The sequence below is a fragment of the Virgibacillus salarius genome, assembly GCF_039521925.1.
GTDB lineage: Bacteria > Bacillota > Bacilli > Bacillales > Amphibacillaceae > Virgibacillus > Virgibacillus salarius.
Window position 1 is genome coordinate 1 of the sequence record NZ_BAAACY010000174.1, and the last position, 26,762, is coordinate 26,762.

General features: G+C 37.4%; 25 protein-coding genes. All 25 read left to right on the forward strand.

Features of this window, described 5'->3' with window-relative positions:
* The first annotated feature begins 276 nt into the window (after positions 1 to 276).
* The 25 genes from dpaA (at position 277) to ABDZ84_RS21120 (ending at position 26,683) form a co-directional block, all read left to right on the forward strand.
* Complete coding sequence (gene dpaA / locus ABDZ84_RS21000; RefSeq protein WP_026680943.1) at positions 277 to 1,152, forward strand: dipicolinic acid synthetase subunit A; 876 nt, start codon at positions 277 to 279, stop codon at positions 1,150 to 1,152.
* Positions 1,153 to 1,179: 27 nt separating this feature from the next.
* Positions 1,180 to 1,770: a dipicolinate synthase subunit B gene (gene dpaB / locus ABDZ84_RS21005; protein WP_205388596.1), complete on the forward strand. Its 591-nt coding sequence runs from the start codon at positions 1,180 to 1,182 to the stop codon at positions 1,768 to 1,770.
* A 64-nt stretch (positions 1,771 to 1,834) separates the two neighbouring features.
* Positions 1,835 to 2,887, forward strand: a complete 1,053-nt coding sequence (gene asd / locus ABDZ84_RS21010) for an aspartate-semialdehyde dehydrogenase (RefSeq protein WP_026680945.1) — start codon at positions 1,835 to 1,837, stop codon at positions 2,885 to 2,887.
* A 10-nt stretch (positions 2,888 to 2,897) separates the two neighbouring features.
* Positions 2,898 to 4,121 (forward strand): aspartate kinase, encoded by a 1,224-nt coding sequence (dapG, locus tag ABDZ84_RS21015; protein ID WP_121605213.1) that lies wholly within the window; start codon positions 2,898 to 2,900, stop codon positions 4,119 to 4,121.
* 22 nt (positions 4,122 to 4,143) lie between these two features.
* Positions 4,144 to 5,016 (forward strand): 4-hydroxy-tetrahydrodipicolinate synthase, encoded by an 873-nt coding sequence (gene dapA, locus ABDZ84_RS21020; RefSeq protein ID WP_026680947.1) that lies wholly within the window; start codon positions 4,144 to 4,146, stop codon positions 5,014 to 5,016.
* A gap of 222 nt (positions 5,017 to 5,238) precedes the next feature.
* Positions 5,239 to 5,967, forward strand: a complete 729-nt coding sequence (locus tag ABDZ84_RS21025; RefSeq protein ID WP_026680948.1) for a ClpP family protease — start codon at positions 5,239 to 5,241, stop codon at positions 5,965 to 5,967.
* The gene (locus tag ABDZ84_RS21030; RefSeq protein ID WP_026680949.1) at positions 5,964 to 6,191 is read left to right on the forward strand and encodes a YlzJ-like family protein; all 228 of its coding nucleotides are present in this window, start codon (positions 5,964 to 5,966) and stop codon (positions 6,189 to 6,191) included. Before ABDZ84_RS21025 ends, ABDZ84_RS21030 begins: the two co-directional genes overlap by 4 nt.
* Before the next feature lie 168 nt (positions 6,192 to 6,359).
* A complete protein-coding gene (locus ABDZ84_RS21035) occupies positions 6,360 to 8,639 on the forward strand; it encodes an FtsK/SpoIIIE family DNA translocase (protein WP_121605212.1) in 2,280 nt (759 codons plus the stop codon).
* Between the two features lie 238 nt (positions 8,640 to 8,877).
* Entirely contained in the window at positions 8,878 to 9,603 is a 726-nt protein-coding gene (locus ABDZ84_RS21040) for a GntR family transcriptional regulator (protein ID WP_121605211.1), read from the forward strand.
* A 189-nt stretch (positions 9,604 to 9,792) separates the two neighbouring features.
* Positions 9,793 to 10,884: a BMP family lipoprotein gene (locus ABDZ84_RS21045; protein ID WP_026680952.1), complete on the forward strand. Its 1,092-nt coding sequence runs from the start codon at positions 9,793 to 9,795 to the stop codon at positions 10,882 to 10,884.
* A 153-nt stretch (positions 10,885 to 11,037) separates the two neighbouring features.
* Positions 11,038 to 12,567, forward strand: coding sequence for an ABC transporter ATP-binding protein (locus ABDZ84_RS21050; RefSeq protein WP_026680953.1), 1,530 nt, complete (start codon positions 11,038 to 11,040; stop codon positions 12,565 to 12,567).
* Positions 12,564 to 13,610, forward strand: coding sequence for an ABC transporter permease (locus ABDZ84_RS21055; protein ID WP_121605210.1), 1,047 nt, complete (start codon positions 12,564 to 12,566; stop codon positions 13,608 to 13,610). Before ABDZ84_RS21050 ends, ABDZ84_RS21055 begins: the two co-directional genes overlap by 4 nt.
* Positions 13,611 to 14,570, forward strand: coding sequence for an ABC transporter permease (locus ABDZ84_RS21060; RefSeq protein WP_026680955.1), 960 nt, complete (start codon positions 13,611 to 13,613; stop codon positions 14,568 to 14,570). It begins immediately after the preceding gene.
* 127 nt (positions 14,571 to 14,697) lie between these two features.
* A complete protein-coding gene (gene yfmF, locus ABDZ84_RS21065) occupies positions 14,698 to 15,999 on the forward strand; it encodes an EF-P 5-aminopentanol modification-associated protein YfmF (RefSeq protein ID WP_121605209.1) in 1,302 nt (433 codons plus the stop codon).
* Positions 15,992 to 17,275 carry an EF-P 5-aminopentanol modification-associated protein YfmH gene (yfmH, locus tag ABDZ84_RS21070; protein WP_205388594.1) on the forward strand — a complete coding sequence of 428 codons (1,284 nt, stop codon included), beginning with the start codon at positions 15,992 to 15,994 and terminating at the stop codon, positions 17,273 to 17,275. Before yfmF ends, yfmH begins: the two co-directional genes overlap by 8 nt.
* 5 nt (positions 17,276 to 17,280) lie before the next feature.
* Positions 17,281 to 17,994, forward strand: a complete 714-nt coding sequence (gene ymfI, locus ABDZ84_RS21075) for an elongation factor P 5-aminopentanone reductase (protein WP_121605207.1) — start codon at positions 17,281 to 17,283, stop codon at positions 17,992 to 17,994.
* Between the two features lie 105 nt (positions 17,995 to 18,099).
* Positions 18,100 to 18,360, forward strand: a complete 261-nt coding sequence (locus tag ABDZ84_RS21080) for a DUF3243 domain-containing protein (RefSeq protein WP_026680959.1) — start codon at positions 18,100 to 18,102, stop codon at positions 18,358 to 18,360.
* Between the two features lie 174 nt (positions 18,361 to 18,534).
* The gene (locus ABDZ84_RS21085) at positions 18,535 to 19,326 is read left to right on the forward strand and encodes a YmfK family protein (protein ID WP_026680960.1); all 792 of its coding nucleotides are present in this window, start codon (positions 18,535 to 18,537) and stop codon (positions 19,324 to 19,326) included.
* Between the two features lie 17 nt (positions 19,327 to 19,343).
* Positions 19,344 to 20,243, forward strand: a complete 900-nt coding sequence (locus ABDZ84_RS21090; RefSeq protein WP_121605205.1) for a helix-turn-helix domain-containing protein — start codon at positions 19,344 to 19,346, stop codon at positions 20,241 to 20,243.
* 73 nt (positions 20,244 to 20,316) lie between these two features.
* On the forward strand, positions 20,317 to 20,895 hold the full coding sequence (pgsA, locus tag ABDZ84_RS21095) for a CDP-diacylglycerol--glycerol-3-phosphate 3-phosphatidyltransferase (protein WP_026680962.1): 579 nt from the start codon (positions 20,317 to 20,319) through the stop codon (positions 20,893 to 20,895).
* Complete coding sequence (locus ABDZ84_RS21100; RefSeq protein ID WP_121605204.1) at positions 20,892 to 22,139, forward strand: competence/damage-inducible protein A; 1,248 nt, start codon at positions 20,892 to 20,894, stop codon at positions 22,137 to 22,139. Before pgsA ends, ABDZ84_RS21100 begins: the two co-directional genes overlap by 4 nt.
* A gap of 175 nt (positions 22,140 to 22,314) precedes the next feature.
* The gene (gene recA / locus ABDZ84_RS21105; RefSeq protein ID WP_121605203.1) at positions 22,315 to 23,352 is read left to right on the forward strand and encodes a recombinase RecA; all 1,038 of its coding nucleotides are present in this window, start codon (positions 22,315 to 22,317) and stop codon (positions 23,350 to 23,352) included.
* A gap of 462 nt (positions 23,353 to 23,814) precedes the next feature.
* Positions 23,815 to 25,377 carry a ribonuclease Y gene (gene rny, locus ABDZ84_RS21110; RefSeq protein WP_026680965.1) on the forward strand — a complete coding sequence of 521 codons (1,563 nt, stop codon included), beginning with the start codon at positions 23,815 to 23,817 and terminating at the stop codon, positions 25,375 to 25,377.
* Positions 25,378 to 25,518: 141 nt separating this feature from the next.
* Entirely contained in the window at positions 25,519 to 26,316 is a 798-nt protein-coding gene (locus tag ABDZ84_RS21115) for a TIGR00282 family metallophosphoesterase (RefSeq protein WP_121605202.1), read from the forward strand.
* Positions 26,317 to 26,422: 106 nt separating this feature from the next.
* Positions 26,423 to 26,683, forward strand: coding sequence for a stage V sporulation protein S (locus ABDZ84_RS21120; RefSeq protein WP_021291504.1), 261 nt, complete (start codon positions 26,423 to 26,425; stop codon positions 26,681 to 26,683).
* Positions 26,684 to 26,762: the final 79 nt, after the last annotated feature.

The window sequence follows — 26,762 nt, forward strand, 5'->3', positions numbered from 1 at the left end:
GGAGTGGTGGTCAAGCAAGCAGTAGCTATTATTCCATAATAGCTACTAGAGGAAGCGTAAATCGGAGCATGTAGTGATAAGGACTGAGCGAATTTTGCTCCGTTTTTCTTACTCACGATACAAAATCAAATAACTTTTTTATAGGCTGGTGTCTCGGGTGAGATATCAGCCTTTTTTCCTGTCCTTTTTGCTAACTCCCAATCACTAACACGCTCGAGGCACATAAGCTATAAAGGAATACTAAACAAATTGTACGTTTGGAGGGAGTCAACAAGAATGAGTCAAACAATTGCAGTTATCGGTGGAGATGCCCGTTATCTGGAATTAATTCGGCAGCTTCAATCCTTGACTGATACTACCATTGTCCTTGTTGGATTTGACAAATTAGAGCAAGGATTTACGGGTTTAAAACAATTAGATGTACATGAATTAATCCCAGGTCAATTAGATGCTGTTATATTACCTATAACGGGCATAGATAACGAAGGCCGTGTCGAAGCGGTATTTTCGGAAAAACCGATTTATCTAACAGCAGAATGGTTTAAAGAGCTTCCCAGCTCCTCAATCGTATTTACTGGAATTACAAACGATTATTTAAGAGATGTTATAAAGCAAGCAAATATAAAACTTGTACCATTATTAGATAGAGATGATGTAGCAATTTATAATTCCATTCCTACTGCAGAAGGCACCATTATGATGGCAATTGAACATACGGACTTTACCATTCATTCCTCTCGAGTCATGGTAGTAGGTTTTGGAAGGGTTGGCAATACAGTAGCTAATAAGTTCTCATCACTTGGTGCAAAGGTCTCTGTAAGCGCAACAAGAATTAAAGACTTAGCACGAATAACAGAAATGGGGTTATCTGCTGTTCCTCTTGAAGAATTGTCTACGAAGATGCATAACTGTGACTTACTAATAAACACAATACCTGCTCCCGTAATCGAAAAAGAGGCAATTAAACATTTACCTTCACATGCAGTGATTATTGACTTAGCCTCCAAGCCAGGAGGTACTGATTTTAAATATGCAGAACAGCGTGGAATCAAGGCAATACTTGCTCGGAGTTTGCCAGGAATTGTAGCGCCTAAAACTGCTGGGAAAATTTTGGCAGATGTGGTGAAGCAATTCGTTCAAAAAACGAAATAAGTATTAATTTACTGGGAGGTTATACAAATGGATTTATCGGGTAAAAGAATAGGGTTTGGCTTGACGGGTTCGCATTGCACATATGATCAAGTATTCCCTCAAATAGAACGATTAATTGAATTAAATGCTGATGTAATACCGATCGTAACTTATACAGTAAGGACAACTGATACAAAGTTTGGGAAAGCGGAGGACCATATTGGAAAAATAGAATCCATAACAGGAAAGCAAGTTATTTCTACGATGCCAGAGGCAGAACCATTAGGACCGAAAATGCCTCTGGATTGTATGGTCATTGCACCGTTAACTGGTAATTCCTTAAGTAAGCTGGCAAACGCATTAACGGATTCTCCAGTTTTAATGGCAGCAAAAGCAACCATGCGAAACCAGCAACCAGTTGTATTAGGTGTTTCAACAAATGATGCGCTAGGTTTAAATGGCGTAAATTTGATGCGCTTGATGGCGAGTAAATTTATCTATTTCATTCCTTATGGACAGGATGATCCATATAAAAAACCAAATTCACTTGTGGCTAAGATGGACCTATTGCCCGAAACGATAGAATCTGCATTAGAATTTAAGCAACTTCAGCCGGTTATTGTTCCTCATAACAGCTGAACTATGATAAAATGATAAGCTAGAAGTCTATTAAACTTGTTTTATGAAGGGAGCAATAGGAAAAATGCCACAAAAAACAGCATATGATGTAGCTGTCGTAGGAGCAACAGGTGCAGTTGGGCAAAAAATAATCCAATTACTAGAAGAAAAGGATTTTCCAATAAATGAGTTAAAGCTGTTGTCTTCCAAAAGATCAGCGGGATCGAAACAACGATTTAAAGAAAAAGAATTAACAGTAGAAGAAGCAACTCCCGAAAGTTTTTCTGGGGTCGATATTGCTTTGTTTTCCGCTGGAGGTTCCGTTTCTAAAGCATTGGCTCCAGAAGCAGTAAAACGAGGAGCTGTTGTTGTTGATAATACGAGTGCTTTTCGTATGGATGAAAATGTACCGCTGGTAGTACCAGAAGTAAATAAAGCTGATCTACAGAATCATGAAGGTATTATCGCTAATCCGAACTGTTCAACTATTCAGATGGTAGCAGCTCTAAAACCACTTAAAGATGCTTTTGGCTTAGAGAGAGTTATTGTTTCAACATATCAAGCAGTTTCAGGCGCAGGTAATCAAGCTAATATGGAATTGGAACAGCAATCGAAGGATTATTTGGATAATAAAGAAATGGAAGCAAGTCTTCTTCCGGTAAAAGGAGATAAGAAGCACTTCCCAATTGCTTTTAATGCACTGCCTCAAATAGATGTATTTCAGGATAATGGGTATACGTTTGAGGAAATGAAAATGATCAATGAAACGAAAAAAATTATGCATGCACCGGAATTGTCAGTAGCGGCTACTTGTGTCCGTTTGCCTTTCTTTACATCACATGCAGAAAGTGTATATATCGAGGTTAATAAAGAAGGGGTAACGGTAGCGGATTTATGGAATGAATTAAAGCATGCAGAAGGTGTTATCTTAGAAGATGATCCATCTGCACAGCTATATCCAACTCCATTGAGTGCGTCCAATAAAGAAGCGGTGTTTGTTGGTCGAGTAAGAAAAGATCCGGATAAAGAGAATGGTTTTCATCTTTGGGTTGTATCCGACAACCTAATGAAGGGTGCTGCATGGAATACAGTACAAATAGCACAATCATTAATAGAAAATAACTGGCTGCAGCGATAGAGGTGTTACCATGAATATACTCGTTCAAAAATTTGGCGGTACTTCTGTACAGTCTGAAGAAAACAGGGAACATGTAATTAAACATATAAAAGATGCATTAGTGCAAGACTATAAACTGGTCGTTGTTGTTTCGGCATTGGGAAGAAAACCAGATCCATATGCAACGGATACGCTACTAGGTTTAGTTGATTTTCCAGCGAACAAGAATTCTTCTCGCGAATTAGATATGCTTATGTCATGTGGGGAAATTATCTCCTCCGTTGTATTATCAAATGAACTACAGAAGCATCATATTACTGCTACAGCGTTAACAGGTGCACATGCGGGCTTTGTAACATCTGATGATTTTACTCAAGCAAAAATCAAGGAAGTACAACCTGAGCGAATTTTACAGGAATTAAAAACCTATGATGTTGTAGTAGTAGCAGGCTTTCAAGGAATAACTCCTAGTGGAGATATAACTACAATTGGAAGAGGTGGAAGCGATACGACTGCTGCTGCTTTAGGAGTTGCATTAAATGCTGAGCGAATAGAGATATTTACTGATGTAAATGGAATCATGACTGCTGATCCACGTGTAGTTGAAAAAGCCAGGCCACTAGACGTTGTTACGTATTCAGAGATCTGTAATTTAGCATATCAAGGTGCAAAGGTGATTCATCCTAGAGCTGTAGAAATAGCAATGCAGGCTAAAATTCCTATGAGAGTAAGGTCGACATATTCACAAGAAGGAGGAACACTTGTTACTTCTTCAAGAGTGGAAGGAATGGATGTAGCTGATAGATTGATTACTGGTATTGCTCATATTGCCAACATTACACAAATACGTGTTCAAACAAAAGAAGAAGCTTATCGAATGCAGTCTGATGTATTTAAGGCTATGGCTGAGGCAGGAATTTCTGTAGATTTTATTACAATATCACCAACTGGAGTTATTTACACTGTACCAAATGCTTTTGCAGACAAAGCAGTTCATATATTAGAAACATTAGGTTTTCATCCGGAAATTACGGGGAACTGTGCAAAGGTATCAGCAGTAGGTGCAGGTATGACTGGTGTGCCAGGAGTAGCAGCAAAAATAGTGCAGGCATTAACTGATGCAGATGTGCAAATTCTACAGTCTGCTGATAGTCATACAACCATATGGGTGCTTGTGCATGACAGAGATTTAAAAACTGCAGTCAATGCGCTGCACGATGTGTTTGAATTAAGCGATGCAGGCAGTCCTGCTTAATCAACAGAAAAAGGTGATAAGAATGAATTTTGGTCAGGTACTAACAGCAATGGTTACGCCATTCGATGCCAAAGGGAATATTGATTTTAATCAGACAGAAATACTCATTGAGTATTTACTTGATAATGGCACGGATGGTTTAGTAGTTGCAGGTACAACAGGAGAATCCCCAACTTTAACAACCGAAGAAAAAATTAGCCTGTTTAACCATGTCGTAAAAACAGTTAATAATCGTGTACCTGTTATTGCCGGGACTGGAAGTAATAATACGCAGGCTTCTATTGCGTTAACAAAAGAGGCTGAACGTTGTGGTGTAGATGCTATAATGCTTGTAGCACCGTACTATAATAAACCGAATCAACAAGGTTTATATGAACATTTTAAAACAATTGCTATGGAAACATCCTTACCTGTAATGCTTTACAATATTCCAGGTCGGTCTATTGTAAATATAACTGCAGAAACAACAATTGCGTTAAGTAAAATAGACAACATTGTTTCAATAAAAGAAGCTAGTGGAGATTTAGATCAAGTATCAGAAATAATTGAAGCTACTAACGATACGTTTAGTGTTTACAGTGGAGATGATAGTATGACATTACCGTTACTTTCTATCGGAGGGGCGGGGGTTATTTCTGTTGCTTCTCATATAATTGGTCAAGAAATGCAGCAAATGGTTAATTTATACAATCAAGGTGATACGAAAGGAGCTGCAAAGCTACATCGTAAACTTTTACCTGTTATGAAGGGACTATTTACAGCTCCATCGCCATCCCCTGTAAAAGCAGCATTACGTATGAAAGGAATAGATTCTGGAGCATTACGATTACCACTTGTCAGTATTTCAGAAACAGAAGAACGAAACCTTAAAAATATTATAGAGCGTATTAATTAAAGCCTGTAGGCTGTCGAGAAAAGTCTCGACAGCCTTTATTAATGGCTTAGAAAACCCCTGGCTATGCTGGGGGCTAGAGAGTTTATAGCATGGTAAATAAAAAAAACTCATTTCATAGTAGGATATAGTTGGTTTGGATTGAAGTTTCACTTTATTCTTATGCATGAGGAAATCATTTACGTTCATACTAAGAGAAGTTATAACAATAAGGAGTGTACGTAAATGAATAAAGAACCGGAAAAGAAAGATGATCAGAATCAAGAGGCTAATCCATCTGCATTGGTTCAAAAAATTCAGCAGTTAGGTCAATCAAATGTACCACAAGCTCCAGATTCTAATATTCATGTACTATCAATCATTGGACAAGTAGAAGGTCATGTGCAATTACCGCCGCAGAATAAGACGACAAAGTATGAACATTTGCTTCCGCAATTAATAGCTATAGAACAAAATCCTAAAATAGAAGGTGTAATTCTTTTACTTAATACAGTTGGTGGCGATGTAGAGGCAGGGCTTGCCCTCTCTGAAATGATTGCATCCTTGTCGAAGCCGACTGTTTCGATTGTACTTGGGGGTGGACATTCAATTGGTGTACCGATTGCTGTAGCAACTAATTACTCATTTATTGCTCCCACTGCAACAATGACGATTCATCCAGTTCGCTTAACCGGACTTGTCATTGGTGTACCACAAACATTTGAATACCTTGATGAAATGCAGAATCGCGTTGTTAATTTCGTTGTTCATCACTCAAATATAAAAGAGGAGAAGTTTAAAGATCTTATGTTCGCTAAAGGAAACCTAACAAGGGATATTGGTACGAATGTTGTAGGGAAAGATGCAGTAGACTATGGACTAATTGATGATGTTGGTGGTGTGAAAGAGGCGATGGAGAAAGTCACTGAGCTGATTAAGAATAGACAGAATGCGGAAAATCAGGTGATACAATGATTTTATATACGCCGCTTTCAAAAGAAGATATCTTTCCTCCATCCCCATCTGAGCATACGAATAGACATATGATCTCGTTCGAAGGTAGATACATGTATTGTCAACAAAAAACAGATGGTTCTTTGGAAGTCTTACAGTTACTTTCCTCAGATCCGCAAGATTTTTTAAATGAAAACTATGCACCTGGAACCATCTTGCCTAATACAAACATCAAAGACAATTAATTCCTCGTTGCTTTTTTTCATTAAATTTGCATCGATTCGTTACTGTTATTATTAAATTGGTGTTTTATGGTATAATTGAAATAAATGCATCGTGAAAAAACCCTTGTCATTTTTTCGACAGGGGTTTATTCTTCATGTATACTTGCCAAGATCGATTGGGGTGAAATAATGGCAAAGAAACGAAAAAAACGAAAGAGTAAGTTTAAAAAACAACTCAAATTTGAGTTACTCGGTCTCTTGTTTATATTTTTAGGGATATTTGGTAGTGGTGCAAGTGCTATTAGTGACGGAGCTATTCCGGGAGGATTAGAGCACTTATTTCGCTTCTTTTTAGGTATATGGTACTTTGCTGCGTCTGTATTGTTGTTAATTACAGGAATGATTTTAGTAGCAAAGCGAAGATTTCCGGATTTTGCAAACAAAAAACTTGTAGGGTTTTATATTGTTTTTTGCGGCATATTGTTACTCACACACATTCAGATGTTCGATCAGGTAATAGCTTCAGATAGTCAGCTTTCTATTATTGGTACAACATGGGAAAATTACGCTGCATATCTTGAAAATCAATTGTCATCTGGCTATTTGGGTGGTGGAATGGCAGGTGCTCTATTACTCACCTTCACGTACTATTTATTCTCCTTAGCAGGTGCTAAAATCGTTGCTGTTTTTTCCATTGTTATTGGGATCATATTTATGACGGAATTGTCAATAGGTGATATCTTTTCAAAGCTTTGGAAGAAAGTTGGCGGTTCTTTTGCTAGATATAAAGCCGCTTGGAAGGAAAAGCGTGCAAATAAGCAACTTCCAGAAGTGAACCATCCAGTTGATACAGATGCTGATGAACCTGAAGTTGATGAGGTGGTATATCATACGGAGGAAGAGCCAGTCATTCAAGACTTTACAGATGTTGCATATACCCCTCATACTCCGCAAGCTGATCAAGGCAAAAAAACTGTACAGCCAGAAGCAGACAACGGGGAAGAGGATACACTTGAAAATATGCCAATGACTGAAACGGAAAACTATGAATATGTATTACCTTCCATGCAACTATTAGCAGAGCCAGCACATAATTCCCAACAACAGGAAAAGTCACAGATTCAAGCTACTGTTCGAAAATTAGAGCGTACGTTTAATAGTTTTGGGGTGAAGGCTAGGGTAACAAAGGTTCATGTTGGACCAGCAGTAACGAAATATGAAGTATATCCAGAAGCAGGCGTGAAAGTAAGTAAGATTGTTAGTTTGCATGATGATCTGGCCCTGGCATTGGCTGCAAAGGATATTCGAATCGAAGCACCAATTCCAGGTAAATCCGCCGTAGGTATTGAAGTACCCAATCAGGAAGTAGCCATGGTATCTTTACGAGAGGTACTAGATAGTATGGTTAATAAACAAGCTTCTAAACTGCTTTTTGCTTTAGGTAGAGATATATCTGGAGACGCCGTAGTTTCAGAGTTAAATAAGATGCCACATTTACTAATAGCAGGTGCAACAGGAAGTGGTAAAAGTGTCTGCGTGAACGGAATCATTACTACGATCTTGATGCGAACCAAACCACATGAAGTGAAAATGATGATGATTGACCCGAAGAAAGTGGAATTAAATGTGTATAATGGCATCCCACATTTGCTAGCTCCAGTTGTGACTGATCCGAAAAAGGCTTCTAGAGCATTGAAAAAGGTTGTATCCGAAATGGAACGACGCTATGAACTATTCTCTGATACAGGAACTAGAAATATTGAAGGATATAATGAATACATAAGGAAGCATAATCTACATGCTGATGAAACACAGCCGAACCTTCCTTATATAGTAGTTTTAGTAGATGAATTAGCCGATTTAATGATGGTTGCTTCAAATGATGTGGAAGATTCCATTACGCGCTTAGCGCAAATGGCTAGAGCAGCAGGTATTCATTTAATTATTGCCACACAAAGACCTTCTGTTGATGTTATAACAGGTGTTATCAAAGCGAATATCCCTTCTCGTATTGCCTTTAGTGTTTCTTCTACAACTGATTCAAGAACAATTCTGGATTCAGGGGGAGCAGAAAAGCTACTTGGCAGAGGGGATATGTTGTTCTTACCAGTAGGAGCATCAAAGCCGACACGTGTACAAGGTGCATTTTTATCTGATGAAGAAGTAGAACGAATTGTTGATCATTGTATTGATCAGCAAAAGGCTTCATACCAAGAGGAAATGATTCCAGAAGAAACGAATGAAGTTGTAGATGAAGTGGACGATGAACTATATGATGATGCCGTTCAACTCATAACGGAAATGCAAAGCGCAAGTGTTTCGATGCTACAGCGAAGATTTAGAATTGGCTATACAAGAGCGGCAAGATTGATTGATGCTATGGAGCAACGTGGAATTGTTGGGCCTTATGAAGGGAGTAAACCGCGAACTGTATTAATCAGTCAATCAGCAGAGGAGCAATCTTCATAGGTTTTATTGAACCGTATAAAGTCTGTGCAAACAGCTTTATACGGTTTTTTGTAATGAGCAAAACAATCAGTGGAAAAATGTCTATTAATGTCGAAATAGGAAGATTATTTTTAAGAAATATGTCCTATAGCTATTTATTTATCTTAAGATTAATGGTATGATTTATGACGAACAAACGAGTCATACGTCAGATGTCGGATTTCTTGATGTTTGTAAATATTGGATGGGGGGATATAGCTTGTCGATTAAAACCGATGCAAGACATTTGTATTTACAAGTAATTGATGAAATTAAACGAGATATTGAAAAGGGGAAATATAAGGAAAAGGAGAAGCTACCTTCGGAATTTCAATTATCTAAGCTTCTTGGTGTTTCTCGTGCGACACTTAGAGAAGCATTGCGCATCCTTGAAGAAGATAATATCGTAACGCGAAGACATGGTGTAGGTACATTTGTTAACCCTAAACCTATTTTTTCATCAGGTATCGAACAATTAACAAGTGTGACATCAATGATCGAGAAATCTGGAAAGATTGCGGGTTCGCAATACTTATCTACAGATGTGCAAGATGCTACAGACGATGAAAAGAGTAGATTTGCTCCGAAATCAGTAAAGCGTTTAGCGAAGATTGAACGGGTTCGAACAGCGGATTGTAAACCTGTCGTTTTCTGTATCGATAAGATTCCAGAAGATTTAATACCACTTAATCGTGTACATAAAGAAGATTCCATCTTTAAACTTATGGAGGAATACGCGAATAAACGAGTAGCTTATGCAGTGACTTATATTGAACCGATTGGATATCATGATCGAATTTATAACATTTTAGACTGTCATCCAGAACAAACCTTATTACTCCTAAAACAAATGCACTATACAGAAGAGGATGAGGCAGTATTATATTCAGCAAACTATTTTCGATCTGATATGTTCAGCTTTCACGTGTTAAGAAAGCGTTTGTAAAATGTAGTTGAATGAATGTATGAAAGTAGTACATGATAAAAAATGAAGCGTATCCATTTGTGAAACGGCTTTCATTTTTTATGCTGAATTTTCCCGCTTTTGTGAATTATATCGAGGGGGTGGTTATAGCGTAGTTATTGAAGTAGGAAGTACTTATGATGTTTATAAAAATAATAGGGGGTTTAATCAATGAAGAAGCGTAAGTTTTTATTATTCTTTGCTGTTATTGCTAGTTTTAGTATGGTGTTAGCAGCTTGTGGAACTTCAAATGATAAGGAAGCAGACAAGGGAAGTGAAAAAGGCGAGTCAACGGATTATTCAGCAGCTATTGTTACCGATGAGGGTGGAGTAGATGATAAATCCTTTAACCAATCTTCATGGGAAGGGTTAAAGGCTTGGGGAGAGGAGCATGGACTTTCAAAAGGAAATGGGTTCGACTATGCGCAATCCTCAGATGAATCTGATTATCTTCCAAACTTAACAAGAATGACAAAAGAAGGCTATGATTTAATCTTTGGAGTTGGCTTTTTGCTTCAAGATTCGATAACTAAAGTGGCAAAACAAAATCCTGAAACGAATTATGCGATCGTTGACACAGTTGTTGAAGCACCCAATGTTGCTAGTTTAACCTTTGCCGAACACGAGGGATCATTCTTGGCTGGCGTTGCAGCAGCTATGAAAACAAAAACAAATAAATTAGGATTTATTGGTGGCGTTGATTCTGATTTAATTAATAAATTTGAAGCTGGATTTGTAGCTGGTGCTAAATCAGTAAATCCAGCAATCGAAATTGACATTCAATACGTAGGGAATTTCAGTTCTGCTGCAGACGGAAAGCTGATTGCTACGCGTATGTATAATGATGATGCCGACATTATTTATCATGCTGCTGGTGCTGCAGGAAATGGTGTATTTGCTCAAGCTAAAGATATTAAACAAAATGATCCAGAACGTGATATTTGGGTTATTGGTGTGGATCGCGATCAACACGAAGAGGGGAAAATTGGCGATCATAATGTAACATTTACATCAATGGTCAAGCGTGTAGATTTATCCGTACAAAAAGTAAGTAACATGGGACTAGAAGGAGATTTCCCAGGTGGAAAAATTCTTGAATTTGGGTTATCTGATGATGGCGTATTCTTAGCTAAAACAAATGAAGATGCAATAACAGACGAAATCGTTTCAGCTGTGGACGACTGGAAAGAAAAAATTATTAAGGGCGATGTAGATGTTCCACAAACAAGAGATGAACTGAAGACATTCGAGGAATCTTTATAGAACAATAATGAAGAGGCTGGTTGAACAGCCTCTTTGCATGTAATGTAAGCTGGAAGAAAGGTTAGCAACGGAAGCGAAATTCCAGCCCTCTTCCGTTGCTAGTTTTTCTGATAGCATGTAATGATTACTTGAATATTAAAGGAGTGAAGTCCCATGGATTATGTAATAGAAATGCTGAATATTCGGAAAGAATTCCCGGGGATAGTGGCTAATGATGACATTACTGTTCAACTTAAAAAGGGAGAAATACATGCTCTGCTAGGAGAAAATGGTGCTGGAAAGTCAACGTTAATGAATGTACTGTTCGGATTGTATCAGCCTGAGCTAGGTGAAATACGTGTCAAAGGAAAAAAGGTAAATATTGCAGATCCAAATGTTGCCAATCAATTAGGTATCGGTATGGTTCATCAACATTTTATGCTAGTAGAACCGTTTACGGTAACGCAAAATATTATTCTCGGTAGTGAGCCTACGAAGCACGGTAAGATTAATATAAAAAAAGCAGAACGAGAAGTTCAGGAGTTATCTGATCGTTATGGCTTACAGGTTGATGCTACAGCAAAGATAAGCGATATTTCGGTAGGTATGCAGCAACGGGTAGAAATCTTAAAGACACTATATCGTGGTGCTGATGTTTTAATCTTTGATGAACCAACTGCTGTACTTACTCCTCAAGAAATTAAAGAGTTGATGGAGATAATGAAAGCATTAATAGCAGAAGGCAAATCTATCATTCTAATAACACATAAACTAAAAGAGATTATGCAAATTTGTGACCGTTGTACAGTTATTCGTAAAGGAAAAGGAATTGGTACTGTAAATGTAGCGGAAACAAATGTAACCGAATTGGCCGCGCTTATGGTTGGAAGAGATGTCTCTTTTAAAACGGAAAAGAAAACCGCTGAACCTACTAATACAGTCTTAGAAATTAAAGATTTATTCGTAAAAGATTCAAGAAAGGTAAACATGGTTAAGGGCTTGAATCTAGACGTACGTGCCGGAGAAATTGTAGGGATAGCAGGGGTAGATGGCAATGGACAGTCAGAATTGATTGAAGCAATCACTGGATTAAAAAAAACAAACGCTGGAAGTATTCGGTTAAATGAAAAGGAAATTTCTAATTTATCCCCACGTAAAGTAACAGAAAGTGGAGTTGGTCATATACCTCAGGACCGACACAAGTTTGGGCTAGTATTGGATTTTCCTATTGGCGAAAATATTGTGTTACAGACTTATTACAAAAACCCCTATTCTAAATATAAGATTCTTAATTATAAAGAAATCTATCAAAAGGCAGAAAGTCTAATTTCCGAATATGATGTTCGAACTCCTAGTGCTTATACAAAAGCAAGGGCGCTGTCTGGTGGAAATCAGCAAAAGGCGATTATTGCAAGGGAAGTTGACCGTTCTCCAGCTTTGTTAATTGCTGCACAGCCAACTAGAGGACTTGATGTAGGAGCGATAGAGTTTATTCATCGCAAACTGATTGAAGAACGTGATAAAGGAAAGGCAATCTTACTCGTATCTTTCGAATTAGATGAGATATTAGATGTCAGTGATCGAATCGCCGTCATTTTTGATGGGAAAATTGTAGCAAATGTGTCACCAGAAAATACGAATGAACAGGAATTAGGGTTATTAATGGCTGGCAGTAACCAAGAAAAGGCAGGTGATAATCAATGAATTCGAACAAGTGGTTCAATATTCTAGTTCCTATTATTTCTGTTTTTATTGGTATACTTGCAGGAGCAATCATTATGCTTGGATTCGGGTATAATCCGATTCAAGGTTATGTCGCCCTGTTTAATGGAGCATTTGGAGACCCTTATTTCTTTGGTGAAACAATTCGACAGACAACTCCTTATATATTAACTGGACTCGCTATCGCATTTGCTTTTAGGACGGGGTTATTCAATATAGGAGCAGAGGGCCAGGTTATTGTTGGATGGCTAGCTGCTGTGTGGATAGGTACAACGGTAGAGGCACCTATGATCATTCATATACCATTAGCGCTTATCGTCGCTGCATTAGCTGGAGCTATTTGGGGGTTTATTCCTGGGGTATTAAAGGCGAGGCTTGGTGTTCATGAAGTAATTGTTACCATCATGATGAATTATATTGCCCTTTATAGTGCAAATGCAATTATCCGTAACGTACTAACTAATAATGCTGATAAAACAGAGATGATCGCACCAAGTGCATCTTTAGCTTCTGAATGGTTAGAAGGATTAACGTATTTTTCAAGGATGCATTATGGGATTTTAATTGCTCTATTTGCTGCAATGATCATGTGGTTTATCATTGAGCGAACGAATATTGGTTATGAGCTTAAATCGGTAGGTTATAATCAACATGCATCGAAATATGCCGGAATGAGCGTTAAACGCAACATCGTTTTGGCAATGGTTATTTCTGGAGCCTTTGCAGGACTAGCTGGTTCTATGGAAGGACTAGGAACCTATGGGAATATGACCGTTAGCTCTGGATTTTCGAATATTGGTTTTGATGGCATAGCAGTTGCGTTGTTGGGAGCTAATAGTGCAATTGGAGTAGTTCTTGCAGCATTTTTATTTGGTGCATTAAAGGTAGGGGCGCTAAATATGCCGACACAGGCGGGCGTTCCAAATGAACTTGTTGATATTATTATTGCATTAATCATTTTCTTTGTTGCATCTAGCTATATTATTCGTTGGATTATACTTCGCTTCAAAAAGGAGGGCAAATAAATGGGGTTTATTGAATTATTACAATCGATCATCCCAACTGCATTATTTTATTCAGCGCCTTTAATATTTACGGCATTGGGCGGAGTGTTTAGTGAGCGATCCGGCGTTGTTAATATTGGTTTGGAAGGGCTTATGGTAATGGGAGCTTTTGTTGGAATTGTCTTCAACTTAACCTTCGCTGATGTCTTCGGTGCATGGACACCATGGTTATCTATCGTCGTCGCAATGGTGATTTCTGCATTATTTTCGGTTATTCATGCAGTTGCTTCCGTATCATTTCGCGCTGACCAAGTTGTTAGTGGGGTTGCAATTAATTTTTTAGCGTTAGGGTTAGGTGTTTTCTTAACGAAGCAGTGGTATGATAAAGGGCAAACAGATATGGTTAGTCAGCCATTCTATACGACAGATGTTCCATTATTAGCGGATATACCTATCATCGGTCCAATTTTCTTTCAAGGGATTTATATTACTTCATATGTAGCTATCGTATTAGCGCTTATTGCATGGTACATTCTATATAAAACACCATTTGGTTTACGACTTCGCGCAGTCGGAGAACATCCGATGGCTGCAGATACAAATGGGATTAATGTATATAAATTACGTTATGTAGCAGTAATTATATCTGGGGCCATGGGTGGATTAGGTGGAGCTGTTTTTGCATTAACTATCGCGCTTAATTTCTCGCATGCTACAATTGTTGGGCAAGGGTTTATGGCTTTGGCAGCAGTTATTTTTGGGAAATGGCATCCACTTGGTGCGATGGGTGCGGCATTATTCTTCGGTTTTGCCCAGAGTCTCAGTGTAATTGGTGCAGGTATTCCTTTCTTGGCTGATGTACCACAGGTATTCCTGTTAATTGCACCATATGTATTAACGATTCTCGCTTTAGCAGGGTTTATTGGTAGAGCTGAAGCTCCAAGAGCAAACGGAGATCCATATATAAAAGGTAGCAGATAGATAACTATTTCAATCGGATTGCGTCTTATAGTCGCAACCCGGTTTTTTTTGTTTTATAATGGATGACAAATGGAAAATATGTGAAGAATAAAGTTGATAAATCTTAGAGAAATTCAGGAGGATGTTTATGCGCGAAATTTTAGAAACAACGAAAGATGTAAACGGACTACATCTTCATTTTATTCCAAATAAAAAATATAAGACAATTACATTGGTATTGAAATTAAAAGCTCCTTTAAGCAGGGACACGATAACAAAAAGAGCTTTAATTCCTTACATTTTAAAGCAAGGAACCAAAAAGTACCCTTCTAAGCAAAAGCTACAAATGAAATTAGATGATCTCTATGGTGCTTCTATTTCCATCGATGGTGCTAAAAAAGGAGAAAATCATATTATTAGTCTACGTCTTGAAATAGCGAATCAGAAATTTCTCGAGGATACAACGACGATTCTTGATGAAGGAATTAATTTATTGCACGAAATATTATTTGATCCGAATGTAACAAATCAACAATTTGAACAAGCCATTTTTAACAGAGAAAAAGAAACATTAAGACAAAAAATCAATGCATTAAAAGATGACAAAATGAGTTATGCTAATATGCGGTTAATTGATGAAATGTGTAATGGCGAACCATATCAATTACATGTACATGGTTACGAGGAAGATCTTAATAAACTTAATGAACAGAATTTATTTACTTACTATCAACAGATGCTTAAGGAAGATAGTATTGATCTCTATATACAAGGTGATTTGGACGAAGCGGTTATGGAGAGAAAATTATCCGCTGTATTTCATCGAGACGATCTTGAAGCAGAAAGAATGCAAATTACCAAAAACCCGAAGCCGGCTTCTGTTGAGAAAACCAAGCCTAGAGAAGTTATTGAAACAGATAAAATTCAACAGGCTAAACTGCATATCGGTTATCGAACAAATATTACATTTCAAGATGATGCCTATTATGCATTACATGTATTTAATGGCTTATTCGGAGGTTTTCCTAGCTCTAAATTATTTATAAATGTCAGAGAAAAAAATAGTTTAGCTTACTATGCTGCATCTAGAATGGAAAGTCATAAAGGTCTATTACTCGTATTTAGTGGTATTGCACCAGATGATTTTGAAAAAGCAAGAGATATCATAAGAGAGCAGATGACTGCAATGAAGCAGGGTGACTTTACAGAAAATGAATTAGATGAAACAAAAGCGTTAATATCCAATCAGTTACTAGAAACATTAGATCACCCTCAAGGAACCATAGAATTTTTGTATCAGCAAGTTTTATCTAATAAAAAAGTTGAACCTCTAGCGTTTATTGAACAGATTAAGCGCGTAACGAAAGAGGAAGTCGTTGCTGTTGCGAACAAGCTTGAAGAAGATACTCTCTATTTATTAACAGCAGAGAAAGGAGATTCTAATGAATAAGCATACGTATGAAGAGATCGGTGAAACGATTTACACAAAAAAATTGGAAAATGGCTTGGATGTTATCTTGTTGCCGAAAACAGAAATGGCAAAGACTCATGGATTATTTACGACAAATTATGGTTCGATTGATTTAGAATTTGTTCCTATCGGTAAGGACGAACTCGTAACTGTTCCAGAAGGAGTTGCCCACTTTTTAGAACATAAACTATTCGAAAGTGAGAAGGGTGATGTATTTGCTGACTTCTCCAAACAAGGTGCATCCGCCAATGCTTATACATCGTTTACGAAAACTGCCTATTTATTTACAGCCACCGATCAAATTGAGAAGAATGTAGAAACATTGATCGACTTTGTTCAAGATCCATATTTTACAGAACAATCAGTGGAAAAGGAAAAGGGAATTATTGCACAAGAAATAAACATGTATGATGACCAGCCCGATTGGCAATCTTTTATGGGTACAATAAAAGCAATGTTTAAGCACCATCCAGTTAACGTGGATATTGCAGGTACGGTGGAATCGATTAATAAGATTACAAAAGATGATCTATATACATGCTATAACACGTTTTATCATCCGGAGAATATGACGTTGTTTATTACTGGAAATTTTGATCCCAATCAAATGATGCAGCTAGTTGAACGAAATCAAAACCGCAAAGATTTTAAGGAAATGAAAGAGTTACGTAGGAATTTCCCAGTAGAACCTCAAGAAGTTGCGACAAAAGAGAAAAAAATAACAATGCCTGTTTCCATTACTAAATGTACAGTTGGTATCAAAGAAGCAAACCTAGACATTTCAAATGAAGCATTTCTGAAAAAGGATCTGCTACAAGGCATGATATTGGACCATTATTTTTCTAAGGGTGGCGAATTTTATCAGCTATTATATGAAGAGCAGTTAATTGATGATAGCTTCTTTTTTGAGACGAATTTAGATCGCAACTTTGGTTATACTTTAATAGGTAGTAATAGTGAGCGGCCTACTGAATTTGCTGATACATTAAAAGAAATGTTACTTCGGATAACGAACGCAAAGCTTACTAGCGAAACATTCGAACGGATAAAAAGAAAAAAAATTGGAAAGTTGCTCCGGAGTATGAATAACTTAGAGACAATGGCTAATTTATATACACATTACCATATTTTGGATTTGGACTTTTTCTCCATATTATCAACAGTGAGAGCTTTAACATTCGAAGATGCTCAGCAATTTATGCAGAACTGGATTAGTGAAGAGCGTTTATCTGTTTGTACAATCGCTGCGGAGTAAATACAATGGGGAAGAATGTTTTAATTGTTGGTGCGAGTGGCGATATTGGTGTGGCAATTGCTAAACAATTGGCAGAGCAAAATTATCAGCTTATTCTTCATTACAATCATAACAAACAGGCACTTGAAGCTTTCCGTAAAAGTATCGAACCGGAAAAAATTCTTTCTATGCTACAAGCAGATTTAAGTAATGCAACTGCTTGCAAGGCCTTTGTTAAGCAGCTCGTTTTCCCTATTGATGCAGTTGTTTTTGCAAGTGGCAAAGCACACTTTGGTTTGTTTCAAGATACACCCGAAGATGTAATGGATGAGATGCTCCAGCTTCACATAAAATCGCCTTGGATGATCGTAAAAGAATTATTACCGTCCATGATTCATACAGGCGGGCAAGTTATTTTTATTACATCTATTTGGGGTGAACAAGGTGCCAGTAATGAAGTCATTTATTCATCTGTAAAAGGTGCACAAAATAGCTTTGTAAAGGCCTTAGCTAAAGAAGTGGGACCGTCGGGCGTTTCGGTAAATGCAATTAGTCCGGGCTATATCGAAACCAAAATGAACCAACATCTTTTAGATGAAGAGAAAGCAGAAATTATAGCTGATATTCCGCTAAATCGAGCTGGGAAGCCAGAAGAAATTGCACATATGACTAGTTTTTTACTTTCCGGGAATAGTAGCTATATTCAAGGAGAAATAATCAATGTTACCGGTGGCTGGTAATCTAGCCAACAGTTTTGATATGTTCACTTTTGTTCCTTCATGCATGTATAAACAAGGAAATAATTCAAATACTATGCATGTAAAAATATTGAAGGAGGAGAAAGTATGTCAGTTCTTGATAACTTTGATTCGTGGAAAAGTTTCCTTGCAAATAAGCTTAATCAAGCACAAGAGCAAGGGATGAGTGAACAAACGATACAAAATATGGCACAAGAGGTCGGCGACTATCTTGCACAAAATGTCGACGCAAAGAATAATGAAGAGGCAATTTTACGTGATTTATGGAATGCCGCTTCAGAGGATGAGCAACAAGCTATTGCAAATACAATGGTGAAATTTGTGCAAAATCAAGGCAATACAAAATAGGGACTATTTTGTATTCATTTACGAAGTTGTTTATTTTTAAATAAACAGCTTCTTTTTTTTATTTCTTATGATAATCTCTTTTCACTTGGAGTAAAATCCTTTATTATATAGTTATATCGTTAAAATTAAATTGAAGAAGGTCTGTAAAAAAGTTGTCACTTAAAGGAGCTTTTTATGGAGAAGACAGAATGGTATCTTGAATATGAAATTCAAATTAACCGACCTGGTTTACTTGGTGATATTTCGTCGTTATTAGGTATGTTATCCATAAATATTATTACAATTAATGGTGTGGAAAATGCACGTAGAGGTATGCTATTATTGTCGCAATTTGATGAAAATATAACACGCCTAAAATCAATTTTAGAAACAATGGACATGATCAACGTTACTAAACTTCGAAAGCCTAAACTCAGAGATAAAATGGCAGTGCGACATGGAAGATATATACATAGAGATGTTGACGATCGTAAGACCATTCGATTTGTCCGTGATGACCTAGGGCTATTGGTTGATTTTATGGCGGAGTTATATAAAAAAGAAGGTCATAAATTAATTGGGATTCGCGGAATGCCAAGAGTTGGCAAGACGGAGTCAGTTGTAGCAGCTAGTGTTTGTGCAAATAAGCGATGGCTGTTTGTATCCAGTACGTTATTGAAGCAGACAGTTCGTAGTCAATTAATCGAGGGAGAATACAACCCAGATAACATTTATATCATTGATGGAATGGTTTCGACAAGACGTGCTAATGAAAAGCACTGGCAGCTAATTCGAGAGGTTATGCAGCTACCTGCTATAAAGGTAGTTGAACATCCGGATATATTTGTACAATCAACAGAGTATAAAATGGATGACTTTGATTACATTATTGAACTAAGAAGTTATGAGAATGAAGAAATTACGTATGAACCTATTGAAAGACAACAATTTAGTCAAGAAGATGGATTCTCTACGTTCGATTTTTAAAATGGATGGTGTTTGAAATGGAAATTGGAGCAAGGCTAAAGGAAGCAAGGGAGGCAAAGAACCTCTCATTAGAAAGTTTGCAGGAAACAACAAAGATTCAAAAAAGGTATTTACTTGCCATAGAAGAAGGTAATTTACATATTCTACCAGGAAAATTCTATGCAAGAGCATTTATTAAGGAATATGCAAATGCAGTAGGACTTGATCCGGATGAATTGATGGAAGAATTTAAAGAAGAAGTACCGAAAACGGAAGAACCTGATGGAGAGCAGCTAAGTAGGATTCAACGGACTCGTAAGGAGACGAATGCCGAAAAGACTCCTTCAAGCTTTTCGATCTTCCCTACGATCATCGTCGTGTTACTAATTATTGGTATTATCGTAGTTGCCTTGATCTTTATTAATCAAAATATGTCGGGAAATGCTAATAATGAAGAAGTGAAAGAAGACGATAGTGTTGTGATTAATGATGATAAACGTTCAAAACAACCAGCAGAAGAAGATACAAAGAGTGATGAAGAAAATAAAACTGATGAAAGTGATGAAGCTCAGAACGATAAAAATGATGAATCAGAAGCAGCTTTTTCTGTCATAGAGAAAGGTGAAGGAAGTACTCCGGAATCGATTGTTGCCTTCAATTATTCTGGTGAGGAAGTGGAGGCAACTCTTGAAGCTGAAGGGGATACATGGCTTGGTGTTAAAACGGAAGATGGGGAAACGTTCTTTGAAGAGGCTATGTTTAATGAGGAAAAATCACCTTTAGAACTGAAGCTTACAGGGAAAGATCGTGTGTTCTTCAAAATCGGTAATGCATCTGTACTTACGATTACCATTAATGGAGTGGAAATGGAATATCCAGTTGACCCACAAACCGTAAGACAAAATATATGGATAGAATTAAATCAAGAAGCTGAATAACTGATAAGCCCTTCCTTTCAACTTGTTGGGAAGGGTTTTAATTTATAGATGCTTACACGAGGAGGATGTATAAATGAATGTACCAAATAAAATAACGTTATCTCGAATACTTTTAATACCAGTTTTTATTATTTTAATGAGTGTGCCATTTGATTGGGGATCGTGGGACATTGGTGAAGCTCAATTACCTCTGACTCATTTTGTTGCTGGATTATTATTTATTGTCGCCGCCGCTACTGATTGGATTGACGGCCACTATGCAAGAAAATACAATTTGGTAACAAATTTAGGTAAGTTTTTAGATCCGCTTGCAGATAAGTTACTTGTTTCAGCAGCATTAATCATACTGGTAGAAATGGGGGTAGCTCCAGCATGGGTAGTTATCATTATTATCAGTAGAGAATTTGCAGTCACAGGTCTTAGACTTGTTGCTGCTGGTGAAGGAATTGTTTTAGCAGCTGGGAGTATGGGTAAATTGAAAACGGCAACGCAGATGATTGCTATAGCAGTATTACTACTGCATAATTTTCCGTTTGCCTATATAGGATTTCCATTTGGACAATGGATGCTGTATATTAGCCTGTTCTTTACTATTTTATCTGGGGTTGATTATTTCATGAAAAACTGGCATGTAATGAGGGATTCAAAATGACCAAAAAAGTGAAAGCTGAGATTATTGCTGTAGGAACAGAATTACTGCTCGGTCAGATTGCAAATACGAATGCGCAATGGCTATCGCAGCAACTTGCTCAGTATGGAGTTAACATATATAACCATGTTGTCGTCGGTGATAACCTACGCCGCGTCGAAGAGGCATTTAGACAAGCACATCTGCGATCCGATATTATTTTAGTAACTGGTGGGTTAGGGCCAACAGAAGATGACTTAACAAGAGAGGCTTTTCAAGCATTATCGAATTTATCGATGGTGGAACACAAGCCTTCCATGGATAAAATACAAGCATATTTTCATAAGCAAGACGTTGAGATGACCCCGAATAATCGAAAGCAGGCTCGTGTTTTTGAAACAGCAGATGTTTGGAAAAACAGTGTAGGGATGGCTCCAGGGATGATGGTAACATTTGAAGGTCGGAAATGGATATTTTTACCTGGTGTTCCCAGGGAAATGAAATCACTTGCTATCGAGCATGTATTCCCAACGATTCAGCAAATGGTTAGTCAGCATGAAATCATAAAATCTGTCGTATTAAAATTTATAGGAATAGGTGAGTCCAAGCTAGAACATGAACTGCGGGACATGATTCAAGCCCAGACAAATCCGACTATTGCACCGTTAGCCCAGGATGATGGGATCGTGATTCGGTTAACAGCTAATGGAGAATCAGAGCAACAAGTAGATGAATTACTAGATAAAACCAAATCAAAAATTTTAAATTTAGTAGGTCACTATTTTTATGGAGTCAATCAAGCCACGCTAGAAGGGGAAATTGTAGAACTGCTAAGGAAAGATAGCAAACAACTAGCAACTGCTGAAAGTCTAACAGGAGGACTATTCTCCGGAAAGCTTTCATCTGTTCCTGGTGTTTCTGACGTGTTTCGTGGAGGCATTGTTTCATATAATAACGAGGTAAAACAAAATGTTTTAGGCGTACCACCTCAGGTGATTGAGGAATATGGTGCTATTAGTAAGGAATGTGCTTTAGCAATGGCAAAAAACGCAGCAACGAAACTCAATGCATCCATCGGTATTGGGTTTACTGGAGTTGCTGGACCTTCAGAAACAGAAGGAAAGTCTGTTGGTACAGTATATATTGCTATATATGATCAAGCTGGACATACGATAAGAGAGAAATGTCAATTTCAAGGAGATCGAGATACGATAAGAAGAAGAACTGTTCAGAAAGGTTTAGAGCTTTTGTACAATCATTTAAAATGATAAAGTTAGCAGAATAATTGAATGGATAATTACATAGTTACGCGGAAATCTATTCTATAATTCTTTTTCCTTTTGTTATTCCCCTCTAAAAAAGGGAACATTTATTCGTTTTTTGCTTGGCAAAAGGTCGAAAACCATGTATGATGTAAGTAGATTATTAAAGGAGGACGACGCTTTGAGTGATAGAAAACAAGCTTTAGATATGGCGTTAAGACAAATAGAGAAACAATTCGGTAAAGGTTCCATTATGAAACTTGGAGAACAAGCTGAACAAAAAATTGCTACCATACCGAGTGGTTCACTAGCATTAGATGTTGCCTTAGGTATTGGAGGTTATCCGAGAGGGAGAGTAGTTGAAATTTATGGTCCAGAATCCTCTGGTAAAACAACTGTAGCTTTGCATGCTATTGCCGAAGCACAGCGTCAAGGTGGACAAGCTGCGTTTATCGATGCAGAACACGCATTAGACCCTACTTATGCCCGTGCTTTAGGAGTGAATATTGAAGAATTACTCCTTTCACAGCCTGATACAGGAGAGCAAGCATTAGAAATCGCCGAAGCGTTAGTTCGTAGTGGTGCCGTTGATATTATTGTAGTCGATTCTGTTGCAGCGTTAGTTCCTAAAGCCGAAATAGAAGGTGAAATGGGAGACTCTCATGTTGGTCTTCAGGCTCGTTTAATGTCACAGGCTTTAAGGAAGCTTTCTGGTGCAATTAATAAATCAAAAACAACAGCCATTTTTATTAACCAAATCCGTGAAAAGGTCGGCGTCATGTTTGGTAATCCTGAAACAACACCTGGTGGAAGAGCACTTAAATTCTACTCCTCTGTTAGATTAGAAGTACGTCGTGCAGAGTCATTAAAACAAGGCAATGATATGGTAGGAAATAAGGCAAGAATTAAGGTAGTGAAAAATAAAGTAGCACCGCCATTTAAACAAGCCGAAGTAGATATTATGTATGGAGAAGGTATATCCAAAGAAGGAGAAATATTGGATATTGGATCAGATTTGGATATTGTCCTTAAGAGCGGTGCTTGGTATTCTTATAATGAAGAAAGACTTGGTCAAGGTCGAGAGAATGCGAAGCAGTTCCTAAAAGAAAATACGAATGTGATGACGGAAATTCATGAGGCTATTCGCAGTCATTATAATCTTGATGATCAGCCAAAGGAAGAAGTAGAAGAAGCCGGTCAGGAAAGTTTAGATGTCTAGTCAATAATTAAAAAGTCTGGGATAAAAGTAAATAAGAAACAATCAAAACGAGCTATAATTAGTTAAAGTTGATTATAGTTCGTTTTTTTGATTAGAATTAATAATTTAGCACCTAAAATAAGCGAGACTCCCGCGGAAACGGATATATTTCAGGTTGCGATGATTATATTCCCATAGTGATAAAATAATTGTTTGTATTTTGAGTGAGAAGTTATGTTTGTCTAAAGCACTTATTAACAAAAATATTACTATCTCTTAACTAAAGTAAGTATATTTCCATTATTTACACAAGTAATCGCGACAACTTGTGACGTTTCCTTGACATTCGCATTCTACACAATTAAAATTAATACTGTATAGATTTATCATTTCAATGATATATTTTATTGTTTATCGCATTGAAAATGCTACATGCCGACAATAATTTAATTGTACAACTTTATAGCAATAGGAGGTGAAATCATGGACAGTCTTTTACTCATCTCCATTTTGCTTGGAATCCTAATCGTCGGTATTGTTGTTGGTTATCTGATTCGTAAATCTATTGCTGAAGCTAAAATTTCTAGTGCTGAAACATTAGCTAAACAAATCGTTGATGAGGCACATCGGAATGCAGATGCCTCCAAAAAAGAGGCGCTTCTTGAAGCGAAGGATGAAAATCATAAACTTCGCCAACAGACCGAAGATGAACTTCGTGAACGACGTAACGAAGTACAAAAGCAAGAAAATCGTCTGATGCAAAAAGAAGAAAATCTGGACAGAAAAAGTGAAACACTAGACAAGCGTGAGCTTATGTTAGAGAGGAAAGAACAGTCGTTAACAGAAAAACAACAACAAATTGAAGAAATGGAAAGCAAAGTGGAAGCTACATTACAAGAGCAGCAAACCGAGCTTGAACGCATTTCAGGATATACAACAGACCAGGCTAGACAAATTATTCTTGAAAGAATCGAACAAGAAGTTGCGCATGAATCAGCATTATTAATAAAAGAGGCTGAGAATCGCGCAAAAGAAGAAGCAGATAAAAAAGCCAAAAGCATCCTATCGTTAGCTTTACAACGCTGTGCTGCTGACCACGTTGCTGAAACAACCGTCTCAGTTGTTAACCTTCCTAATGATGAAATGAAAGGACGAATTATTGGTCGTGAAGGGCGGAATATTCGTACGCTAGAAACGCTGACAGGTATTGATTTAATTATTGATGATACTCCAGAAGCAGTAATTTTATCTGGATTTGATCCGATTAGAAGAGAAACAGCTCGCCTCGCTTTAGAAAAACTCGTACAAGATGGAAGAATCCATCCAGCACGAATAGAGGAAATGGTAGATAAGGCGAGACGCGACGTAGATGAATATATACGTGAGATTGGTGAAGAAACAACGTTTGAAGTAGGTGTGCATGGCTTACATCCAGACTTAATAAAGATTCTTGGTAGATTAAAATATCGTACAAGCTATGGACAAAATGTATTGAAGCATTCAACTGAGGTTGCATACCTTTCTGGATTGCTTGCTGCTGAACTAGGTGAAGATGAAACATTGGCAAGAAGAGCGGGACTACTCCATGATATTGGTAAAGCAATAGATCATGAAGTGGAAGGAAGTCACGTCGAAATTGGTAAAGAACTTGCAATGAAATATAAGGAACATGAGGTTGTCATTAATTCGATAGCTTCTCACCATGGCGATGAAGAGCCTACTTCCATTATCTCAGTATTGGTTGCTGCAGCGGACGCGCTATCTGCAGCAAGACCTGGTGCTAGAAGTGAAACGTTGGAAAATTATATTAAGCGATTAGAGAAATTAGAAGAGATTTCTGAATCGTTCACTGGAGTGGAAAAATCATTTGCTATTCAGGCGGGAAGAGAAATTCGCATTATGGTAAAGCCTGATGAAATCGATGATGTAGAATCCGTTCGAATCGCACGGGACATCCGCAAGCGAATTGAAGGAGAACTTGATTACCCAGGTCATATTAAAGTAACGGTAATCAGGGAAACGAGAGCTGTTGAATATGCAAAATAAAAAGTGGTCATAGACCGCTTTTTATTTTGCGTATTTTAAGGATGACTGCATATTTTTCCTTACATAATGACTAGAAATTTTGACAAGATAAACACGGTATGAAAGACTTAAAGTAATCAAAAGGATAGGATGATAAGATTAATGAAAATTTTATTTATTGGAGATATCGTTGGCTCTCCAGGTAGAAATATGGTACAGGAATATTTGCCTAAGTTAAAAGAGAAATATCGACCAAATCTTACTATTGTTAATGGGGAAAATGCTGCATCAGGTAAAGGAATAACTGAAAAAATTTATAAACAATTTCTGGAGTGGGGAGCCCAAGTTGTTACAATGGGAAACCATACATGGGATAAGCGGGAAATATATGATTTTATAGACGATGCTAAGAATATGATCCGTCCAGCAAACTTTCCGGAAAATAATCCTGGAAAAGGAATTATTTATGTAAATATTAATGGAATTGAAGTCGCTGTTATGAATTTACAAGGAAGGACATTCCTTCCACCTAGTGATGATCCGTTTACTAAAGCAGATCAATTAATAGAGGAAGCTAAAAAACGAACAAATATAATTTTTATAGATTTTCATGGCGAAGCAACTAGTGAAAAACAGGCATTAGGATGGTATGTAGACGGTCGTGCTAGTGCAGTCGTTGGTACTCATACGCATACACAAACCGCTGATGAACGCATATTGCCTGGTGGTACTGCATATATATCCGATGTAGGGATGACGGGCCCGTATGATGGAATATTAGGCGTAGAGAAAGAAGCGGTGATCCAACGGTTTTTAACTTCCATGCCTGTACGTTTTGAAATTACAAAAAAGGGAAGAAGTCAGTTAAATGGTTTTTTCGTTACGATTGATGATAAAAGTGGGAAAGCAACAAAGGTGGAGCGCATTCTAATAAATGATGATCATCCGTTTATTTATTGATTATTTGAATGTTTCGAATTATTAATGCATAATAGGGTAATAAGCTAACATCTCCAGGAATATAGTAGCAATAGAACTATAATAGTTAATGAAGGAGGTACTAGTAATGGAAGTATTAAAGGTGTCAGCAAAATCAAATCCCAATTCAGTAGCAGGTGCACTTGCGAATGTTTTAAGAGAACGCGGCTCAGCAGAAATTCAAGCGATAGGCGCTGGTGCATTAAATCAAGCTGTAAAGGCAGTAGCAATTGCTAGAGGATTTGTTGCACCAAGTGGAGTTGACCTCATCTGTATTCCGGCATTTACTGATATTTTAATTGATGATGAAGAACGTACAGCAATTAAATTAATCGTAGAACCTCGTTAGCATGATAAGCTGAATTACGAAGATTAGAGTGTTACGTAAAGCGTAGCACTTTTTTATTGTCTAGAAAATTATAGGAAAT

Coding starts and splice junctions, on each gene's coding strand:
- ABDZ84_RS21060 (WP_026680955.1), top strand. CDS start 13,611: ATGGGGTTTATTGAATTATTACAATCGATCATCCCAACTGCATTATTT.
- dapA (WP_026680947.1), top strand. CDS start 4,144: ATGAATTTTGGTCAGGTACTAACAGCAATGGTTACGCCATTCGATGCC.
- ABDZ84_RS21055 (WP_121605210.1), top strand. CDS start 12,564: ATGAATTCGAACAAGTGGTTCAATATTCTAGTTCCTATTATTTCTGTT.
- ABDZ84_RS21080 (WP_026680959.1), top strand. CDS start 18,100: ATGTCAGTTCTTGATAACTTTGATTCGTGGAAAAGTTTCCTTGCAAAT.
- ABDZ84_RS21025 (WP_026680948.1), top strand. CDS start 5,239: ATGAATAAAGAACCGGAAAAGAAAGATGATCAGAATCAAGAGGCTAAT.
- ymfI (WP_121605207.1), top strand. CDS start 17,281: ATGGGGAAGAATGTTTTAATTGTTGGTGCGAGTGGCGATATTGGTGTG.
- dapG (WP_121605213.1), top strand. CDS start 2,898: ATGAATATACTCGTTCAAAAATTTGGCGGTACTTCTGTACAGTCTGAA.
- ABDZ84_RS21045 (WP_026680952.1), top strand. CDS start 9,793: ATGAAGAAGCGTAAGTTTTTATTATTCTTTGCTGTTATTGCTAGTTTT.
- ABDZ84_RS21100 (WP_121605204.1), top strand. CDS start 20,892: ATGACCAAAAAAGTGAAAGCTGAGATTATTGCTGTAGGAACAGAATTA.
- rny (WP_026680965.1), top strand. CDS start 23,815: ATGGACAGTCTTTTACTCATCTCCATTTTGCTTGGAATCCTAATCGTC.
- yfmF (WP_121605209.1), top strand. CDS start 14,698: ATGCGCGAAATTTTAGAAACAACGAAAGATGTAAACGGACTACATCTT.
- ABDZ84_RS21030 (WP_026680949.1), top strand. CDS start 5,964: ATGATTTTATATACGCCGCTTTCAAAAGAAGATATCTTTCCTCCATCC.
- ABDZ84_RS21120 (WP_021291504.1), top strand. CDS start 26,423: ATGGAAGTATTAAAGGTGTCAGCAAAATCAAATCCCAATTCAGTAGCA.
- ABDZ84_RS21050 (WP_026680953.1), top strand. CDS start 11,038: ATGGATTATGTAATAGAAATGCTGAATATTCGGAAAGAATTCCCGGGG.
- ABDZ84_RS21115 (WP_121605202.1), top strand. CDS start 25,519: ATGAAAATTTTATTTATTGGAGATATCGTTGGCTCTCCAGGTAGAAAT.
- dpaA (WP_026680943.1), top strand. CDS start 277: ATGAGTCAAACAATTGCAGTTATCGGTGGAGATGCCCGTTATCTGGAA.
- yfmH (WP_205388594.1), top strand. CDS start 15,992: ATGAATAAGCATACGTATGAAGAGATCGGTGAAACGATTTACACAAAA.
- asd (WP_026680945.1), top strand. CDS start 1,835: ATGCCACAAAAAACAGCATATGATGTAGCTGTCGTAGGAGCAACAGGT.
- ABDZ84_RS21035 (WP_121605212.1), top strand. CDS start 6,360: ATGGCAAAGAAACGAAAAAAACGAAAGAGTAAGTTTAAAAAACAACTC.
- ABDZ84_RS21085 (WP_026680960.1), top strand. CDS start 18,535: ATGGAGAAGACAGAATGGTATCTTGAATATGAAATTCAAATTAACCGA.
- pgsA (WP_026680962.1), top strand. CDS start 20,317: ATGAATGTACCAAATAAAATAACGTTATCTCGAATACTTTTAATACCA.
- ABDZ84_RS21090 (WP_121605205.1), top strand. CDS start 19,344: ATGGAAATTGGAGCAAGGCTAAAGGAAGCAAGGGAGGCAAAGAACCTC.
- dpaB (WP_205388596.1), top strand. CDS start 1,180: ATGGATTTATCGGGTAAAAGAATAGGGTTTGGCTTGACGGGTTCGCAT.